We start from the raw sequence: 17,552 nt of genomic DNA on the forward strand, positions 1-17,552 counted from the left end.
CCCGGCTCCCGAAGTCCGGCCCCCGAAGTCGGGTGTGGCGGCATCGGGCACCCCTGAACACAAGGGTGCCCTGCGGGTACGACAATCCGATGGCGGCCCCGGCCCCCCAGGGTGTGGTGGGCGCGAACGCCCCCGAATCAACGATGCCGCCCGGGTACGACGATCCGGTCGCGAAGCGGGCGGGACGCCCGCCGCCCGCCCGTTTCCGCCCAGTCCCTCCGCGGGTGCCGGCGGGCACTCGGTACAGCCTGCTGTATCGGCCTAGCCGCACCGAACCGGTACGGTACGTGTTGACGTTGCACCCGCGTCCCTTGGAGATTTCGTGAGTCGATTCCGCCGAACCACTGCCCGGGCACGCCAGTTGTGGATCGGCATGCGCCTCAACCCGGTCAGCGAACGGGCGCTGGCCGGACTCGAACCCCCCGATGACGAGCCCGTGCCCCCCGTCGCCGAAGGCGACGACATGCCACCCGAACTCGACCGGTCCCGCGACGGCGATCGCAGTCACGTCCCCGTCGGCCTCGCCGTCGGCGCCGCCTGGTCTTGGCGGCTCCTCGTCATCGGCGTCACCATCGCCGTCGTCCTCTACCTGCTCAGCCAGGTCACCACGGTCATCATCCCCGTCGCGATCTCGTTCCTCCTCGCCGCCATGCTCCAACCGCCCGCGGCTTGGCTGATGCGCCACGGCTGGAACAAGTCCCTCGCCTCGATCCTCATGCTCGTGGCCGGCCTCGCCGCCGTCGCCGCGATCCTCACGTTCGTGGTCCAGCAGTTCATCGCCGGCATCCCCGACTTCTACGACTCGATCGTCACCGGCCTCAGGGACGCGCAGGCCTGGCTGGAATCGGGCCCGTGGGGCCTCGACGGCGCGCAGGTCGCCGTGTTCCTCGGCGACATCCAGGGCAACATCACCGAGTGGTACAACGAGAACCAGGAGACGATCGTCCAAACCGGACTCGACGTCGCCGGCTCCACCGCCTCGGGGCTGGGGAACTTCGCCGCCGGTCTGTTCCTGGTCCTGTTCACCACCTACTTCTTCATCCGCGACGGCCGCAAGATCTGGACGTTCATCACCGGCATGCTGCCGCGCACCGCCTCTGAACCCCTGCGCTACGCGGGCGGCGCGGGCTGGTCGACGCTCGTGCAGTACATGCGCACCATCGTGGTCGTGGCCGCCGTCGACGCGATCTTCATCGGCCTCGGCCTGTGGCTGCTCGACGTCCCGCTGTGGTTGCCGCTGACCACGCTGATCTTCCTCGGCGCTTTCATCCCGATCGTCGGTGCGACGATCTCCGGCATCGTCGCCGTCGTCGTCGCCCTCGTCGGCACCCCGAACGGCCTCGTGACCGCCCTGATCGTGCTCGGCATCGTCCTCGCGGTCCAGCAGCTCGAATCGAACCTGCTGCAGCCCTTCCTCATGAGCCGCGCCGTGAAACTCCATCCACTCGCGATCGTCCTCGCCGTCACCGCCGGCGGTTTCGTGTGGGGCATCATCGGCGCGCTCGTCGCCGTCCCGCTGCTGGCCATCGTCAACGGCACCGTCCGCGCCCTCAACCGCTACCGCGCGGCCCGCCGCGAAGCCCAGGCTCGCGGGCTGGAAGGCGAGGAGGCCTCCGTCGAGGCCGTCCGCGTCAGCTCCGGCGGATCCGACAGCACCGAAGACGACACCGCCACCGCCGGCGAGCGGGCGGCCCAGGAAGCATGAGCACCGTCACCGCCACCACCAACGCCGAGAAGCAGGCCCTCGCGATCCTCGACGCCGCCGTCGCCGCCACCCCGCACGGGCAGGCCCGCGAAGGCCAGCGCGAGATGTGCGCGGCCGTCGCCACCGCCGTCGAGGACGGGAAGCACCTGCTCGTCCAGGCGGGCACCGGCACCGGCAAGTCCCTCGCCTACCTGTGCGCGGCGATCGCGGCCGGGAAGCCCGTCGTGGTCTCGACCGCGACGCTCGCGCTCCAGCACCAGCTCGTCGCCGTCGACCTGCCGCGCCTGGTCGAGGCCGTCGCGCCCGTGCTCGGCCGCAGACCCACGTTCGCGCTCCTCAAAGGCCGCCACAACTACATCTGCAAGCGCAAGATCGCGGGCGATGAAGAAGAGGACGACGGCGCGATCGAAGGCACCGAGACCCTGAAGTGGGCCGGGCAGCAGGCCTCCTTCTCCAAGCAGGTGCAGCGCCTGTTCGACTGGGCGAACGACACCGACACCGGCGACCGGGACGACCTCGACCCGGGCGTGTCCGACCGGGCCTGGAAGCAGGGCTCCACGACCTCCTCGGAGTGCCCGGGTGCGAAGGACTGCGCGCAGGGCCAGGACTGCTTCGCCGAATGGGCGCGCGCCCGCGCGCACGAGGCCGACATCGTCGTCACCAACCACGCGCTCCTGTCGATCGACATGATGAACGAGCGCAGCGTCCTGCCCGAGCACGCCGTCCTCATCGTCGACGAGGCGCACGAGCTGGTCGACCGAGTCACCGCCGCCGCCCGCGCCGAGCTGCATCCGGCGCGGCTGCGCTGGCTCGCGCAGCGCGGTCGCCGCCTCATCGATCCCGATGTGGCCGACCAGGTCCGCGAGTCGGCCGACGCTCTCGAGAACGCCTTGAACGCGGCGGGGGAGCGCCGGTTCAGCGGCGACCTGCCCGCCCCGCTCGTCGAGGCCCTGAACCTCATCAACGCCGCCTGCGTCAAGGCCACCACCCACTTGAGCACGCTCGACTCGGAGACGAAGAAGCAGCTCAGCGCCCAGCAGCTCAAGGCCGGACTGGTCGAGACGATCGAGATGGCCGGCCGCTGCATCGGCCCGGCCGGCGACGACGTGATCTGGTCGGAGCCGAACGGCCCGCAGCTGGTGGCCGCGCCGCTCTCGGTGGGCGGCCTGCTCTCGGCGATGCTGTACGAGGACCGCACCGTGATCGCCGCGTCCGCGACGCTGACGCTCGGCGGCCGGTTCGACATCGTGGCCCGGAACCTCGGCCTGCCCGCCGACGAGCAGGGCTGGTCGTCGCTGGACGTCGGCTCCCCGTTCGACTACCGCAAGCAGGGCATCCTCTACGTCGCGGCCTCGCTGCCGCGCCCGACCGCCTCGGGGCTGTCCGAAGAGTCCGGCAAGGAGCTGCTGCGGCTCGTCGAGGCCAGCCGCGGGGCGACGCTCGGCCTGTTCTCCTCGAAGAAGGCCGCCGAGTCCGCCGCCGAGCTGCTGCGTGCCCAGACCGACTTCGACATCCTCCTCCAAGGCGAGGAGACCCTCGGCAGCCTCGTCAAGCGCTTCAAGGAAGAGGAGTCCACGTGCCTCCTCGGGGTCATGAGCCTGTGGCAGGGCGTGGACGTGCCGGGCATGACGTGCCGCCTCGTGGTGGTCGACCGGATCCCGTTCCCGCGCCCGACCGAGCCGCTGACGGCGGCGCGGTCGGAGGCCGCCGACGCGGCGGGCCGCTCGGGCTTCACGGAGGTCTCGGTCCCGGCCGCGGCGATCCGGCTGGCGCAGGGGGCGGGGCGGCTCATCCGCCGCACCTCCGACAAAGGCGTGGTCGCGATCCTCGACTCGCGGCTGGAGTCGAGCCGCTCGTACGGGAAGTTCCTGCGGGACTCGTTGCCGCCGTTCTGGTACACGACGAAATCCGATTCGGTCGTGGGCGCTTTGGGGCGCCTCGCCGAGACGGCAACGGATTGACATCCGCCGCAAAGTGAACACCAGATGAATTCGAGTGAAACCTTTGCATAACCCCAGCTTAGAGCGGTTTCGTGGAGTCTCACACAGGCCACTTCACAAGCTTGCTTCGTGTTCACCTGGATGTTAACTTCGCGGTGACGATTTCCAGCCGTCCCCTGAGCCTATCGGTACAGTGAGGACAGTCAAAAACGACCGAAAGCAGGGGTGCCCGGTGCGGTTCTCACTGAAGCCTCAGGACGACACGTTCTACGCCTTCTTCAACGACGCTGCGGACAACATCCGCCGCGGCGTGGGAATCCTGGCCGAACTGGGCGACGAGGGCGCCGACTACCAGAAGATCTCCGAGCGCCTGGTCGACGTCGAACACGACAACGACCAGCTCACCCACCGGCTGTTCAACAAGATCAACTCGACGTTCGTCACCCCGATGGACCGCACCGACATGTATCACCTGGCCGGGAAGCTCGACGACATCCTCGACCACATCGAGGCCGCCGCGAACCTCGTCTACCTCTACGGCCTCTCCGAGCTCCCCGACCTGCCCCGCGAGATGATCGAGCAGATCACCGTCCTCGTCGCCCAGGCCGACCTCCTCGCCGAGGCCATGCCGAAGCTCAAGGGCCTCAACGCCGGGATGCGGGAGTTCTGGGTCGAGTGCAACCGCCTCGAGAACGATGGCGACCGCGCCTACCGCATGCTCCTGGTGCGCCTGTACTCCGGTGAGTACCCGGCCCTGACGGTCATGAAGCTCAAAGAGGTCGCCGACGAGCTCGAAGCCGCCTGCGACTCCTTCGAGTCGGTCTCCAACGTCGTCGAGTCGGTCTACGTCAAGGAATCCTGAACGTGGACAGTGTGTTCATCGCCGTCGCCGTCTGTATCGGCGCGGCGCTCCTCTTCGGTTACACCAACGGGTTCCACGACTCCGCGAACGCCATCGCCACCTCCATCTCGACCCGGGCGCTCAGGCCCCGGGTCGCGCTCGGCATGGCCGCGCTCGGCAACTTCGTCGGCGCCCACCTCGGCGGCAAGGTCGCGGCGACGGTGGCCAGCGGCCTCGTCGAGCTCCCCGGCGGCATCGACGGCATCCTGATCGTCATCGCCGGCCTCCTCGGCGCGATCGCCTGGAACTTCACCACCTGGTACTTCGGCCTCCCGACCTCCTCCTCGCACGCCCTATTCGGAGGCATGGTCGGCGCGACCATGGCCGGCGGCGCGGTCGTCCTCTGGGACGGCATCGTCGACAAGATCGTGCTCCCCACGATCGTCTCCCCGCTCGTCGGCTTCACCCTCGGCTTCCTCGTCATGATCGCCGTGTACTGGCTCTTCCGGCGCGGCCGCCCCGACAAGCTCAACCGCGGCTTCCGCCACGCGCAGACCGCCTCCGCCGCCGCGATGGCCATCGGCCACGGCATGCAGGACGCCGCCAAGGTCATGGGCATCATCATCCTGGCCCTGTCGGTCGGCGGGTACTACACCGAAGGCGCGCCCATCCCCGAATGGGTGTACCTCGCCAGCGCCGCCGTCATGGCCGCCGGCACGTACGCGGGCGGCTGGCGCATCATCAAGACGATGGGCCGCAAGATCATCGACCTCGGCCCGCCCCAGGGCTTCGCGGCCGAGACCGTCGCCAGCGCCGTGCTGTACGCGAACACGTTCCTGCTCGGCGCCCCGATCTCGACCACCCACACCATCACGTCCGCGATCATGGGCGTCGGCTCGACCGGCGGCAAACGCGCCGTCCGGTGGGGCGTGGCCCGCTCGATCGTGATCGCCTGGATCATCACGTTCCCGATCGCGGCGCTCGTCGGCGCCCTGTTCTACCTGCCGATCCAGTTCCTCGCTTAGCGCAGCGACGCGAAGGCGGCCCGGCTTCGGCCGGGCCGCCTTCGTTTCAGTCGTTGCGCACTGGAATCGCCCGATCTTGGGTTAGCGTGAGGGCATGTCCATCCAGCGCTTCGGGAAATGGGACTTCAGAGCGGTCGACTCCGAGTCGGCCGCTCGTGCTCTCGCCCGCCTCCGCAAGCAGGGAGCCCCTGCAGAGCCCGAGCGCGCCGCTGCCGTCGTCCTGCTCCGTGAAGCCCCGCTGCGGGTCTTCCTGTTGCGCCACGCCGCGAAGGAGCCGTTCACGCTCCCCTCGATCGGCCGCGCCGACACGCTCCAGGTGCGCGAGCGCTGGGCGCACCTCGACGTCGACCACTACGAGAACGCCATGAACGGCCCCAGGGGCGCCCAGTACGGGTTCCCCGGCGGGCGGCACAAGCCCGACGACCCCGACGTGGCCATGACGGGCCTGCGGGCCGTAGAGGAGGAGACCGGCGCGATGGTCGCCCTCCAGCGGGCCTGGTCCCGTTGGGTCACTCCCGAGTACGAGCCCGTGCGCTTCGACTCGTGGATCTACGTCGCCACCCTCGCCGAGGGCTTCCAGCCGCGCATCCGCGTGCGGGAACCCGAGTACGCCACCTGGATCGGTCCCGAGCAGGCCGTGTGCCAGTACGGCGGCCAGATGTCGATCCCCGAGGCCACCACGCTCGCCGAGCTCGCCCGCTACTCCACCGTCGGCGAGGTCTTCGCCGCCGCCGAGCAGCGGGACATGTCGCCGATCCTGCCGCGCGTGGCGGTCGGCGGCGACGACGCCCGCCTGGTGCTGCCGGGCGAAGAGGGCTACCCGAGGGACGCGTTCGCCTCGGCCTGAGCCGGGATCAGCGCAGGCGCTTCACCCACTGCACGTCGGTGCGCACGATCGCGAAGCCCTGCGAGCGGTACAGCTTGACCGCCTTGGCGTTCGACTCGTCGGCGTACAGGTCGACCTGGCGGATCCCATGCGCCGCAAGGTGTGCGAGCCCCGCGAGCGTCAACGTCCGGCCGAGGCCCATGCCCTGGGCCCGGGGGTCGACGCCGAGCACGTACACCTCGCCCACCCCTTCCTCCACTTTGGTCCAGTGGAAGCCGAGCATGCCCGTCTCGTCCTCGGCCACCAGCAGACCGTCGGGGTCGAACCAGGTCTCCTCCTCGCGCGCCGCCAGATCCGCTGCGGTCCAACGCCCCTGCTCCGGGTGCGACGCGAACGCCGCCGCGTTCACCCGCAGCCACTCCGCCTCATCGCTCCCGACCCTGAAGGGCCGCAAGCGCACCCCTTCGGGGAGCGTGGCCGCCGGGCCTTCGCCGATCGGCCAGTTCCGGCCGATGCCCTCCGGCCAGGATGAGGGCCATGCGAATCCGTCGAGGTCCCGAGAGAACTGGTACAGCACGCGGTCCCGCGAAAAGCCGTGTGCGGCCGCGAAACGGCTTGAAACGGGAAGATCGCCGTGCGACCACACCCGCAATTCAGTGATGTCCGCCTCAATCCAATCCAAGACGGCGTTGAGCAATCTGTGGCCGACCCCCTTGCCCCGGTGGGCCGGATCGACCGCCAGCTCCGCCTCCGCGACGTCCCCGACCTTCTCCACGCCCGCGTAGGCGATGACCGTTTCATTAAGGGGCACAAGGAAATGCCTGCGATGCTTATCGGGATGCCGGGACAGCGAGAGGGTGGTCTGCTCGTTGAACGGGGCGATGCCGTCCGCCTCCTCGCAGCGGTGCGCCATCGTAACGATTCTGTGAATATCCCGACCCGGAAGTGAAGCATGTTGCGCCATGGGGTTACCCTAATCGTGGACTCAGCACCGTGCCGGGGTGCTGAGTCCTTTTTCATGTCCCGGGCACGGGATCACCCCAGGCGCACAGCGGTGGCCGGGGATCGTGCGATCGAGATCTCGCGAGAATGCGCAATTCGCCAGTTATGTCACGCAATCGCGATGACATGTGGCGGAGAGGGTGGGATTCGAACCCACGGTGAGCTTTGACACCCACGGCGGTTTTCAAGACCGCTGCACTAGTCCACTATGCGACCCCTCCAGGGCCCCTTGAGGCAAGCGCCAATCTACCAAACCGCGGTCAGCGCCGTTCGGTCTGGACGCAGCAGGTGGAGCAGGTGCGGTTGCCCTCGATGGTGAGCGCCAGGCAGCAGGTGCGGCGCTGGTAGACCAGGCGGCCCGCCTCGTCGGTCCTGATGTCCACCAGCGCGCTCACGTCGAACGCGTCGAGCAGCGTCTTGGCGAGCACGTCGTCCGGGTCGGGCACGACCTGTGCGATCGAGGCCACCCCGTAGGCGATCCCCGAGGCGACCGAGCCCATGAGGGTGCGCCGACCGACCCGCGCCCGCGCGAGGAACGCGTCCAGGACCGGGGCGAGGTGGGCGTCGAACACGGTGGCGCGCAAGCGGTCCAGCAGGACCGCCTCGTTGGCGACGACCTCGACGTCCGGGTGCGCCGCGCACGGATCGTGCGGCAGCGCCAGGAAACGCGGGCGGATCTGCCGCACCGAGAACATCGAGGCGTCCTCGGCGACACTGAAGACGGCGTTGGAGGCGTCCATGACCGGGACGCGGCGGGCGGCGACGTAGCCGAGCACGACCGGCGCGAGCGTCCAGTAGCAGTAGGTCTTCCAGGCGAGGGCCGCGTTCGCGTGCGCCGAGCCGCCCCACAACGCGGCGGCCGTACCCATGAGCTCTTCGATCCGCTCGCCCGCGGCCAGCTCGGCGGCGGGGAATTCGATCGCGTCCTGAGGAGCTTCACCGTCCAGCCAGGCGCGGACGCCGGCGAGCGAGTGGGGGCTGACCTCGTGCTCGACCCGGTCGGCGACGGCGCGGAGCGCGCCGATCGGCTCGGGGAGCAGGTCGAGCACGGGCCTGCGGTCGATCGCGGTGGCGCTCAGGACATGAGCCTCCGCAGTCGCGAGCCGCATAGCGTACCCCTCTCAGGTAAGGACTGGCTAACCTTACCTGATCGGTATCGCCGAGTGTCAAGAAACCGACAGGCACGAGGCCGCGACAGGGGGTAGGAAAGCGAGGTGCCGTGAATGGTGAGCGTCGCCGAGTGGGATGAGTTTCACAGCACCTCGCCTCGAAAAATGATCATCCCCGCACCAGGGCCCGCCACGTCGCACACGCGGTGCGACCCGGTGACATCGCAAGAAGCGCCCCGGGCGTGTCGCGAGGCCATCCGGCCGATGCGGCCTCACGCGTCCTCTGGCAGGCTGGAACGCATGTCCAACCGCACCGAGACCGCGCTCGCCGACGAACCGGCGACCGCGCCGCTCCTCGCGCCCCGCGTCATCCGGCGCGAGATCTGGATCGTCCTCGCCCTCTCCCTCGGCGCCTCCGCGATCTGGTCGATCGTCGACATCATCGGCACCCTCACCGAACCGGGCGGCCTCGCCGACAGCGTCCAGTCCATGAACTCGGCCAAGGCCGAAGCCGAACGGCCCTGGTACGACCTCGCGCAGCAGCTCGTCAGCCTCGCCCTCGCCATGGCCCCTGTCGCGCTCGCCCTGCACTTCCTCAGCCTCGACCGCGGCAATCCCTTCCGCGCCATCGGCCTCGACACCCGCCGCCCCGGCTTCGACCTGCTCAGCGGCGCCGGCCTCGCCGCGTGCATCGGCATCCCCGGTCTCGCCCTCTACTTCACCGCCCGCGCGCTGGGCCTGAACGCCGCGATCGCCGCCGCGAACCTCCACGACGTGTGGTGGGCCGTCCCGATCCTCGTCCTCGCCGCACTCAAGAACGCCGTCATCGAAGAGGTCGTCGGCCTCGGCTACCTCGTCACCCGCCTGCGCCAGCTCGCGTGGCGCCCGCCCGCGATCATCGCCGCCCACGCCTTCCTGCGCGGCACGTACCACCTCTACCAGGGCTTCGGCGGCTTCATCGGCAACATGGTCATGGGCGCGGTCTTCGCGCTATTCTTCCTCCGCTGGAAGCGCACCGGCCCGCTCATCGTGGCCCACACCGTCCTCGACATCGCCGCCTTCGTCGGATACCTCCTGGTCGCACCCCACGTGAGCTGGCTCTGATCGATCCGAACCCGCTTGGGGTTTCAGGGATCGGCCCGGTATGCTCTGTGCTTGGTACGCGCCCCGGCGCGTCCTGGAGGATTCGCATAGTGGCCTAGTGCGCCCGCCTGCTAAGCGGGTTTCGGGTGATACCCGATCATGGGTTCAAATCCCATATCCTCCGCCACTTTCGCGTAAAGCGACGTACATGACCTGCGGGGACACTGTCACAAAGGACAGTGTCCCCGCAGTCGTCTTCGAACATCCGCGACTATGTACGAAAGTCTGACGTTCGCGGTCTATGACCTGCTGAAGCACCGCTTGTCTGATTCTTCGTCGCTAGCTGTGTACCGCGCCGTGCACAGACGCGTTGTCGCCGAGGTCGTCGTGACCACCGACGAGTCCAAGCACCTTGAGCTGCCGCTCGTTCAATGGACGCGTGCGCTCCAACTACGCCACCATCCCAACAGCAGTAGTGAGGTCAGTAGAGGTCATACCTCGATGGTGGCATCCTATGGCCCGGCAGCTCGGATCCCGTGTCGTTCGGCCCGCCGCGACATCGGCCCTGTGTGGACGGGACCGGTCCCGGAAGGGGCGCCGTACCTTGTCCGCATGACCGACACCGAGGACGCGGCGCGCCAGCTGATGGCGTTCCTCACTGACGTCAGCCCGGATGCGCCGGGGAGTCGAATCGGGGTCGGTTGAAGGCCGGGAGGCCGTGCATCCGGTGCTTCCCGGAGTAGGGCCGTCCGGCGGCATTGCGCCGGATGCGGACGAGAGTGCCGTCGAGGATGAGGAACCCTTGGCCGGACCTTCGCGGAGGTAGGCGAGGGTGAGGAGGGCCTGGCGGCCGGGGTCGATGACCCGCCAGCGGGAGCCGATTTGCGAACGGTGGGTGCGGACAAGAGCGGCCACACGAGTGAGGGTAGACGTCGACAAAGGCAGCGAGGCAGGATAAACCAACAAAGAAGCTCCTGGCAAAGCGAAGGATTCAGCACCCGCGGTTCTACCAGGGTCTCCCTTCACTGCCCGCGACCGGAATCAGCGCAATCGCCATCAAACATGTTGCACGGCAACCGAACTCGCCAAGGCTGAAACGACCTTCATGTGGTGCAGGGAAGTGGGAAAGCCCCAGGCGGCCTGAATCGGTCGCGGACGGGTTGCTGGTCCAGCTCGCGTGGAAGGTCATCCAGGCCGTCATCGCCGATGAGCACCACTGCCCCAAGGACTTCGGAACTCAGCGCGACCTCGAACGCCGGAGCGGGCGCACACCTCAGAGGATATGCGCCCGCAGCGGAAACTGGCCCTCACCGCCGCCGTCTCGCACAACGTTCAACCGGGAAGGCCGGCCCTTCGATCACCGACCGCATACGGCCGCTGAACGTCTGGGATCGAACATCTAGGCGTCGCGCTTTTTGAACTGGGTCCAGGCGACGATGATGATCAGGGCGGCGAAGGCCGCGAAGACGCCGCCCGAGGCCCAGCGGTCGAAGAAGTCGTAGTCCGGGGCCGCGGGACCGAACTCCGCCTCGCTGGTCAGCATCAGCTCCGACCCGGCGGTGAACGGTAGGAACCGCACCACCGGCGCCAGCCAGTCGAGCGCCGGGACCATGGTGAGCCCGACGAACAGGGTCTCGATGATCAACGGCATCAGGAAGATCACCACCAGCGCCGAGGGGACGCCGCGGAACAGCAGCCCCAGGCCGAGCCCGACCAGTGCGTAGATCACGTTGTAGGCCACGTATCCCAGCAGCGCCGAGCGCACCGGGTCGTCGAACAGTCCTGGTACTCCGCCCCAGAATGCGAGCATCAGGGCCGCGTTGATCGCGATCGACACCAGCGTGACCGCGGCCGTCAGCCCTGCGACCGTGAGGATCTTCGCCAGGATCAGGCGCGAGCGCTGCGGCAGCGCGGTCAGGGTCGGCTGGATCGTGCCGTGCCGGTATTCGTGGCCGGTGGCAAAGATGCCGACGACGGCCATGAACACCGCCAGGAACGGGATCACGAAGGAGGCCCCGCCGTTGAGGCCGAGGTTCACGGAGTCGGCATTGAGCGGCTCGCTGCCGGCGGCGATGCCGAGGGTCAGCGGGATCGCGGCGGAGGCCACCAGGCCGGAGCCGACCATCCAGTAGGTCGAGCGGAGCGTGCGCAGCCGGGTCGATTCGAATCTGAGCGCGTCAAGCATGCCGGGCACCTCCGGTGGTCGTGGCGGGGACGGGTTCTCGGGCGACGAACTGCTCGGCGGCGCCGGTAGCGGACATGAAGGCCTCTTCGAGCGAGGCGCTGCGAGTGGACAGTTCGGACAGCTCGACGCCTTCGGTGAACGCGAGGTGTCCGACCGCGCCGATCGCCATGTCCGAGACGACGAGTTCGCCGTCGCCGCCCTCGGCGACGGTCGCGCCCTCGGCTTCGAGGACGGGGACGAAGGCGTCGGCGTCGGGACCGCGGACGATCACGCTCGACTGCGTGAACTCGCGGACGAAATCGTCGACGTCGCCGTTGAAGATCATCTGACCGCGGCCGATGACGACCAGTTCGTCGGCCATGAGCTGCATCTCCGAGAGCAGGTGGCTGGAGACGAACACGGTGCGGCCCTCGGCGGCCAGCTGCTTCAGGAGGTCGCGCATCCAGTGGATGCCGTGGGGGTCGAGGCCGTTGGTCGGCTCGTCGAGCAGGAGCGTGCGGGGGTCGCCGAGGAGCGCCTGCGCGAGGCCGAGCCGCTGCGCCATGCCCAGCGAGTAGCCCTTGGGCTGCTTGCGCTTGACCGGGCCGAGGCCGACTGTCTCCAGGACCTCGTCGATCCTGGCGTCGGTGATGCCGTTGGCCGAGGCGATCATCTTCAGGTGGTTGCGAGCTGATCGGGTGGGGTGGAAGGGCTTGGCCTCCAACAGGGTGCCGACGCGGTTCATCGGCCGGCGGATGTCGGTGAACTGCTCGCCGTCGAAGGTGGTCTCGCCTTCGCCGTGGTCGAGGCCGAGCATCAGCCGCATGGTGGTGGACTTCCCCGAGCCGTTGGGGCCGAGGAAGCCGGTGACGACGCCGGGGCGGACTTCGAACGACAGGTCGTCCACCGCCACGGTCTGCTTGTAGCGTTTATGGAGGCCTTTCGCGGCGATCATGGTGTTCCAATCGGGAGGCTCGAAAGCGATTCGAGCGTTGTGTCGAACATGTTGCGGCCCAATGAGGTCAACTGCCCGGCTTGAGGCGTGCGCGGCGGGCGTGGATGCGGACGGTGCTGTCGTCATCGCGATGCAGCTCCCTCGATGGCGAGCCCCGGGGATCGACCCGGGCTAGCCAGTAGGTAACCTAATCATAGGTTACCTAATGATTGTCGATGGTCTCGAAATGCCAGTGATGTCAATCACCGAAGCCGACCGGCCTACCATCGGCACTCCGCGCCCAATCGCACGTCCCACAGCGAAAGCAGAACCGCCATGTCCTCCTCACCGTCCGAATCCGAGCCGCTCATCCGGCTGCTGTGGCGCGCGCACCACTGGTTCCGGGCCGCCCTGACCGCTGCGTTCGAGACTGAGGGAGACGGCACGAGCATCAGTGCGGCACACGTGACCCTGCTGAGTCAGCTCCCGTCAGAGGGGGTGAGCATCGCCGAGTTGGCCCGGCGCCTGGGCGTCAGTGCCCCGACCGCGCACCAGTGGGTCCATGAACTCGTCGCCCTCGGCGTGGTCACAGTGGAGAGCGATCCGCGGTCGGCCCGGTCGAAGCTCGTGCGCCTCACGGCGGCCGGCGCTCGGCGCCGCTCCGAGGCGATGCAGATGCTCGCCGGGCTCGAAACCGCGCTCGCCGAACGCATCGGTGTAGACACCGTCAACGCGCTCCGGGCCGCGCTGGAGGAGCCGTGGGGATCTCCGGAATCGGTGGCGACGGAGCTCCCTGACCGTTCCGTCGAGTGACGCTGCCGACCCGCGGACGCGACGGCGGCCAGCCCCTCTCCGGCGGCAGGCGCCAGGCGACGGACGCCTCCGATTTCGCGCGCAGGGTCGCCGACGTCGATATCCTGGCCCCGAACGCCGTGCACCCCACTGAACAGCGGGTGACAAAAGGGGCATGGGGTCCGCGCGGCAGTACCGGCTGATCGGCTACCATGAGCGCGTCCTACGTCCTGGAAGCATCGGACCGGCAGGAACCACGTGGCCCATTTCCCAAGGGCCGCAGGAAGGTTGGCGCGGTGACCTGGTTGCACGCCCTCTGGAAGGCCACACTGATCGTGGTGGCCGTCGGAGTGGCGCTCATGCATTCCACCGGGCACGCCTGCGCCGAGAACGTCTGCCATCCTGAGGTTTCCGCCGTCGCCGCCGCGATCGATCCACATGCTTCGTCGACTGGTCACGAGCATGAAGGCCAGCACGACCACCCCTTCGGCTCCGACATGAACGTCATGCAGGTGTGCATGGCGATCCTCTCCGGGCTCGCGCTGGCGGTGTCGCTGTGGGCGTTGGGGCGGCTCGCCCGACTCGTCGCGGACAGCCACTGGGCGATGCGCATCGGACGCACCGCCTGGGACGTGCCGGTTTCGCTGCCTTCCGGCGGCAGACTGTCCTTCATCGAACTCTCGGTGTTCCGCATTTAGGCCGAACCGCTGGTCCACCGGACCGCTTCGACCTTTCCATGCGACAACACCTTTGACAGGAGAGTTCCAAAACCATGAGCAAGACCTTTACTGCGCGCCGTGCGCTGTCCGCGGGTATCGCCGCCTTCGCCGCGCTGGTTTTCGCCGCCGCATGCTCCGATGACTCCGGCGAGGAGGGCAACGACATGGACTCGATGGAGTCCGAGTCGGCCACCGACGCCGAGTTCAACGACGCGGACGTCACCTTCGCGCAGATGATGATTCCCCACCACGAGCAGGCCGTCGACATGGCGGAGCTCGCCCAGGGGCAGGCCGCCGACGCCGAGGTCATCGCGCTGGCCGACGAGATCGCCGCAGCGCAGCAGCCCGAGATCGACCAGATGACCGCCCTCCTCGAGGAGTGGGGCCAGCCGCTCGAGATGGAAGGCCACGAGGGCATGTCCATGGGCGGCATGGCCACCGAGGAGCAGATGACCGAACTCGGAGCCGCCCAAGGCGCCGATTTCGACAAGCTCTTCGTGGAGCTGATGATCGCCCACCACGAGGGTGCTATCACCATGGCCGAAGAGCACCACGCCGAAGGCCAGAACGCCGATGCCGCCGCGATCGCCACCGCGGTCATCGACGCGCAGACCGCCGAGATCGCGACGCTGCAGGAGATCCAGGCCAGGCTGTAACCGATCCGGCTCGGGGCGCGGCATCCGGGGGGATATCCGCGCCCCGAGCCCCACGATGCAAGAATCGCGAACCATCTCACTACTGGGTCGCCACTGATACGGGCCTGCCGTCTTTGTCCTTCGCATACGAATACGATTTTCATTCGCGAATGATCGGCTGAATCGATCTCGCAGGCCCGGTTCGCCGCCTGCCGTCGAGGCTGCCTGCAGCGAGTCGAGCCGTCACCACGTCCTGCCCAGGACGCCTTCCCGACCACCTGTGCGCCTTCGGATTCACCTGCCTGAGCCGCGAACTGCGCGGCCCGCTCAACGGCCAAGCTCACTCAAACGTCAAGGGAGACATCGTCATGTCCGCTGACTTCGCCATGCGCACCATCGAACACGAGGACCTGCGGTTCGTTCAGCCGCTGACGTCCCAGAAGCGATACGACAGTCCGCTCGACCTGATCGGGAACACCCCGCTGCTCCACATCGGCACCGGGTTCACGCCAGGTCCCCGCGGGTTCTGGGCCAAGCTCGAGAGCGCAATCCCGGCGGCATCAAGGACCGCGCGGCCTTCCACATGGTCACCTGTGCCCGCCGCCGCGGCGAACTCGCGCCCGGCGCGCCGATCGTCGAGTCCACCAGCGGCACACTCGGTCTCGGCCTCGCGCTCACCGCCATGTCCCTGGGCCATCCGTTGACGGTGATCACCGACCCGGGCATGGAGCCGTCGATGGTCCAGCTCCTGACCGCCTACGGCGCGGCCGTCGACCTCGTCGACCGGCCCGACCCGGTGGGTGGCTGGCAGGAGGCCCGCCGGCTCCGAGTCAGGGAGATCCTGGCAGAGCGGCCCGGGGCCTGGTGCCCCGACCAGTACCACAACCCCGACAACGTCACCGCCTACGAGCCCCTCGCATTGGAGCTGGCCTGCCAGCTCGGCAGGGTCGACGTGCTGGTGTGCGCGGTCGGGACCGGCGGGCACTCGGCCGGGATCTTCGGGATGCTGAGCAAGCTGTGTCCCGACGTGCGGCTGGTCGGCGTCGACACGATCGGGTCGACCATCTTCGGCCAACCCGCACGCACTCGCCTGATGCGCGGACTGGGCAGCAGCATCTACCCGCGGAACGTCGACTACGACTCCTTCAGCGAGGTCCACTGGGTGCCGCCGGCCGAGGCGGTCGCGACCTGTCGGAAGCTCTCGCGAACCTCCTACGCCACCGGTGGTTGGAGCGTCGGCGCCGTCGCCCTCGTGGCCGACTGGATCGCCCGCACCTCGGACCCCGGGACCAGGATCGTGGCGGTCTTCCCCGACGGCCCGCACCGCTACGCCGACACAGTGTTCAACGACGACTACTGCCGCACGCACGGTCTCCTCGACGTCCCGCTCGCCGACGAGCCCGAGACCATCGACCATCCGCTCCGGACCGAGGCGGTCACGTGGACGCGATCGACCACCGTGGTCGACCCGCTGGCAGCGGGGGTGAGCGCGTGACCGGCCTGTGGAGCCAGGTGCGCGCCACCGATCCGGTCGTGCGGCTGCTGTGCGTCAACCAGTTCGGCATCAATGTCGGCTTCTACATGCTCATGCCCTACCTGGCCGCTTACCTGACCGGCGACCTGGGCCTGGCGGCCGGCGTCGCCGGGCTGCTGCTCGGCGTGCGCAACCTCAGCCAGCAGGGCATGTTCTTCCTCGGCGGCACCATGGCCGACCGGCTCGGCTACCGGCCCATGATCATCGCCGGATGCGCGCTGCGCACCATCGGCTTCGCCCTGCTGGCGATCACCGGATCGCTGCCGGGGCTCATCGTCGGCATGGCCGCGACCGGTCTGGCGGGGGCGCTGTTCAACCCGGCCGTCCGCGCCTACCTGGCGCACCGGGCCGGGGACCGGAGGGTGGAGTCGTTCGCCGTGTTCAACGTGTTCTACCAATCGGGCATCCTGGCCGGGCCGATCATCGGTCTGGTCCTCGTGGCGGTGGCGGACTTCCGGCTCGCCTGCGCCGTCGCCGCCGCGATCTTCGCAGTGCTCACGGTGCTGCAGTTGCGGGCGCTGCCGCCCCACCGCCCCGAACACGGGCCAGGCGAGGCCGGGAACACCGAAGGGGTGTGGCGCACGTGGAGGACGGTCTTCGCGAACCGCGTGTTCCTGCTGTTCGGGCTCGCCATGATCGGCTCCTACGTGCTGAACTTCCAGGTCTACCTGGCACTGCCGCTCCTGCTCCAAGAGCACGCCGATTCGGTGGCCGCGGCAGCCACCACCGCGCTATTCGCTGTCTCGGGAATAGCCACATTGGTGGGCCAAGTGCGGATCACGAAGTGGTGCAAAGAGCATCTGGACCGGCGGCAGTCACTGACCAGCGGCATGTGCCTGCTGGCCGCGGCCTTCCTCCCCCCGGCCGTGGTGTTGTGGCTCGCACCGACGCCGGCACCGGTTGTCGCGGCGGCGATGCTCAGCGCCCTCCTGCTAGCGCTGGGGACCATGGTCGTCTACCCGTTCGAGATGGACGCCATCGTGGACCTCGCAGGCGAGCGGAACGTGGGCACCTATTACGGCCTGTACAACACCATGGCGGGCATCGGGATCACCGTGGGCAACCTCGCCGTCGGAGCGGCGCTCGACGCGACGGCGGGAGCACCCGCGCTGACGTGGATCGGCCTGGCCGGGGTGGGCATCTGCTGCGCGGTGGCACTGCGGGTGATCGGACCGGGCGAAACCTCCGCCGTCCCGGAGAAGGAGCTGGCACAGGCGCGGTCCTGACCGGGCAGCCGACGCCA

At 68.6% G+C, this 17,552-nt stretch carries 14 protein-coding genes, 2 tRNA genes and 1 pseudogene; 12 read left to right on the top strand and 5 right to left on the bottom strand.

Annotated features, from left to right (window positions below):
- The first annotated feature begins 322 nt into the window (after positions 1–322).
- From ACFO8M_RS12795 to ACFO8M_RS12815, 5 genes are all read left to right on the top strand, one after another.
- Positions 323–1,705 (top strand): AI-2E family transporter, encoded by a 1,383-nt coding sequence (locus ACFO8M_RS12795; RefSeq protein ID WP_387975596.1) that lies wholly within the window; start codon positions 323–325, stop codon positions 1,703–1,705.
- A complete protein-coding gene (locus ACFO8M_RS12800; RefSeq protein WP_387975599.1) occupies positions 1,702–3,666 on the top strand; it encodes an ATP-dependent DNA helicase in 1,965 nt (654 codons plus the stop codon). The genes ACFO8M_RS12795 and ACFO8M_RS12800 overlap by 4 nt, the downstream gene beginning before the upstream one ends.
- 211 nt (positions 3,667–3,877) lie before the next feature.
- Positions 3,878–4,507: a DUF47 domain-containing protein gene (locus ACFO8M_RS12805; protein WP_387975602.1), complete on the top strand. Its 630-nt coding sequence runs from the start codon at positions 3,878–3,880 to the stop codon at positions 4,505–4,507.
- Positions 4,508–4,509: 2 nt separating this feature from the next.
- Positions 4,510–5,511: an inorganic phosphate transporter gene (locus ACFO8M_RS12810; protein WP_387975605.1), complete on the top strand. Its 1,002-nt coding sequence runs from the start codon at positions 4,510–4,512 to the stop codon at positions 5,509–5,511.
- Between the two features lie 94 nt (positions 5,512–5,605).
- Positions 5,606–6,358: a hypothetical protein gene (locus ACFO8M_RS12815; RefSeq protein WP_387975608.1), complete on the top strand. Its 753-nt coding sequence runs from the start codon at positions 5,606–5,608 to the stop codon at positions 6,356–6,358.
- 7 nt (positions 6,359–6,365) lie between these two features.
- On the opposite strand, the gene mshD is transcribed toward ACFO8M_RS12815, so the two are convergent.
- The 3 genes from mshD to ACFO8M_RS12830 all read right to left on the bottom strand — a co-directional run bounded on the left by mshD (position 6,366) and on the right by ACFO8M_RS12830 (position 8,448).
- Positions 6,366–7,301, bottom strand: coding sequence for a mycothiol synthase (gene mshD, locus ACFO8M_RS12820; protein WP_387975611.1), 936 nt, complete (start codon positions 7,299–7,301; stop codon positions 6,366–6,368).
- A gap of 167 nt (positions 7,302–7,468) precedes the next feature.
- Positions 7,469–7,560, bottom strand: a tRNA-Ser gene (locus ACFO8M_RS12825).
- 39 nt (positions 7,561–7,599) lie between these two features.
- Complete coding sequence (locus ACFO8M_RS12830; protein WP_387975614.1) at positions 7,600–8,448, bottom strand: hypothetical protein; 849 nt, start codon at positions 8,446–8,448, stop codon at positions 7,600–7,602.
- 300 nt (positions 8,449–8,748) lie between these two features.
- Between ACFO8M_RS12830 and ACFO8M_RS12835 the strand changes: the two genes are divergently transcribed.
- Positions 8,749–9,552: a CPBP family intramembrane glutamic endopeptidase gene (locus ACFO8M_RS12835; RefSeq protein WP_387975617.1), complete on the top strand. Its 804-nt coding sequence runs from the start codon at positions 8,749–8,751 to the stop codon at positions 9,550–9,552.
- Between the two features lie 75 nt (positions 9,553–9,627).
- A tRNA-Ser gene (locus tag ACFO8M_RS12840) sits at positions 9,628–9,718 on the top strand.
- Positions 9,719–10,930: 1,212 nt separating this feature from the next.
- On the opposite strand, the gene ACFO8M_RS12845 is transcribed toward ACFO8M_RS12840, so the two are convergent.
- Together ACFO8M_RS12845 and ACFO8M_RS12850 are read right to left on the bottom strand one after the other, a co-directional pair.
- Positions 10,931–11,716 (bottom strand): hypothetical protein, encoded by a 786-nt coding sequence (locus tag ACFO8M_RS12845; RefSeq protein WP_387975620.1) that lies wholly within the window; start codon positions 11,714–11,716, stop codon positions 10,931–10,933.
- Complete coding sequence (locus tag ACFO8M_RS12850) at positions 11,709–12,650, bottom strand: ABC transporter ATP-binding protein (protein WP_387975623.1); 942 nt, start codon at positions 12,648–12,650, stop codon at positions 11,709–11,711. Before ACFO8M_RS12850 ends, ACFO8M_RS12845 begins: the two co-directional genes overlap by 8 nt.
- A gap of 315 nt (positions 12,651–12,965) precedes the next feature.
- On the opposite strand from ACFO8M_RS12850, the gene ACFO8M_RS12855 reads away from it, so the two are divergent.
- The 5 genes and pseudogenes from ACFO8M_RS12855 (at position 12,966) to ACFO8M_RS12875 (ending at position 17,535) form a co-directional block, all read left to right on the top strand.
- Positions 12,966–13,442 (top strand): MarR family winged helix-turn-helix transcriptional regulator, encoded by a 477-nt coding sequence (locus ACFO8M_RS12855; RefSeq protein WP_387975626.1) that lies wholly within the window; start codon positions 12,966–12,968, stop codon positions 13,440–13,442.
- A gap of 191 nt (positions 13,443–13,633) precedes the next feature.
- Entirely contained in the window at positions 13,634–14,119 is a 486-nt protein-coding gene (locus ACFO8M_RS12860) for a hypothetical protein (RefSeq protein ID WP_387975628.1), read from the top strand.
- Positions 14,120–14,193: 74 nt separating this feature from the next.
- Entirely contained in the window at positions 14,194–14,796 is a 603-nt protein-coding gene (locus ACFO8M_RS12865) for a DUF305 domain-containing protein (RefSeq protein WP_387975630.1), read from the top strand.
- Between the two features lie 365 nt (positions 14,797–15,161).
- Positions 15,162–16,270 (top strand): annotated as a pseudogene (locus ACFO8M_RS12870) (PLP-dependent cysteine synthase family protein).
- A complete protein-coding gene (locus ACFO8M_RS12875) occupies positions 16,267–17,535 on the top strand; it encodes an MFS transporter (protein WP_387975633.1) in 1,269 nt (422 codons plus the stop codon). The pseudogene ACFO8M_RS12870 and the gene ACFO8M_RS12875 overlap by 4 nt, the downstream one beginning before the upstream one ends.
- Positions 17,536–17,552 lie beyond the last annotated feature (17 nt).

The sequence above is a fragment of the Glycomyces rhizosphaerae genome (assembly GCF_042647865.1).
GTDB lineage: Bacteria > Actinomycetota > Actinomycetes > Mycobacteriales > Micromonosporaceae > Glycomyces > Glycomyces rhizosphaerae.

Coding starts and splice junctions, on each gene's coding strand:
- ACFO8M_RS12800 (WP_387975599.1), top strand. CDS start 1,702: ATGAGCACCGTCACCGCCACCACCAACGCCGAGAAGCAGGCCCTCGCG.
- ACFO8M_RS12815 (WP_387975608.1), top strand. CDS start 5,606: ATGTCCATCCAGCGCTTCGGGAAATGGGACTTCAGAGCGGTCGACTCC.
- mshD (WP_387975611.1), bottom strand. CDS start 7,301: ATGGCGCAACATGCTTCACTTCCGGGTCGGGATATTCACAGAATCGTT.
- ACFO8M_RS12830 (WP_387975614.1), bottom strand. CDS start 8,448: ATGCGGCTCGCGACTGCGGAGGCTCATGTCCTGAGCGCCACCGCGATC.
- ACFO8M_RS12835 (WP_387975617.1), top strand. CDS start 8,749: ATGTCCAACCGCACCGAGACCGCGCTCGCCGACGAACCGGCGACCGCG.
- ACFO8M_RS12845 (WP_387975620.1), bottom strand. CDS start 11,716: ATGCTTGACGCGCTCAGATTCGAATCGACCCGGCTGCGCACGCTCCGC.
- ACFO8M_RS12850 (WP_387975623.1), bottom strand. CDS start 12,650: ATGATCGCCGCGAAAGGCCTCCATAAACGCTACAAGCAGACCGTGGCG.
- ACFO8M_RS12855 (WP_387975626.1), top strand. CDS start 12,966: ATGTCCTCCTCACCGTCCGAATCCGAGCCGCTCATCCGGCTGCTGTGG.
- ACFO8M_RS12860 (WP_387975628.1), top strand. CDS start 13,634: ATGAGCGCGTCCTACGTCCTGGAAGCATCGGACCGGCAGGAACCACGT.
- ACFO8M_RS12865 (WP_387975630.1), top strand. CDS start 14,194: ATGAGCAAGACCTTTACTGCGCGCCGTGCGCTGTCCGCGGGTATCGCC.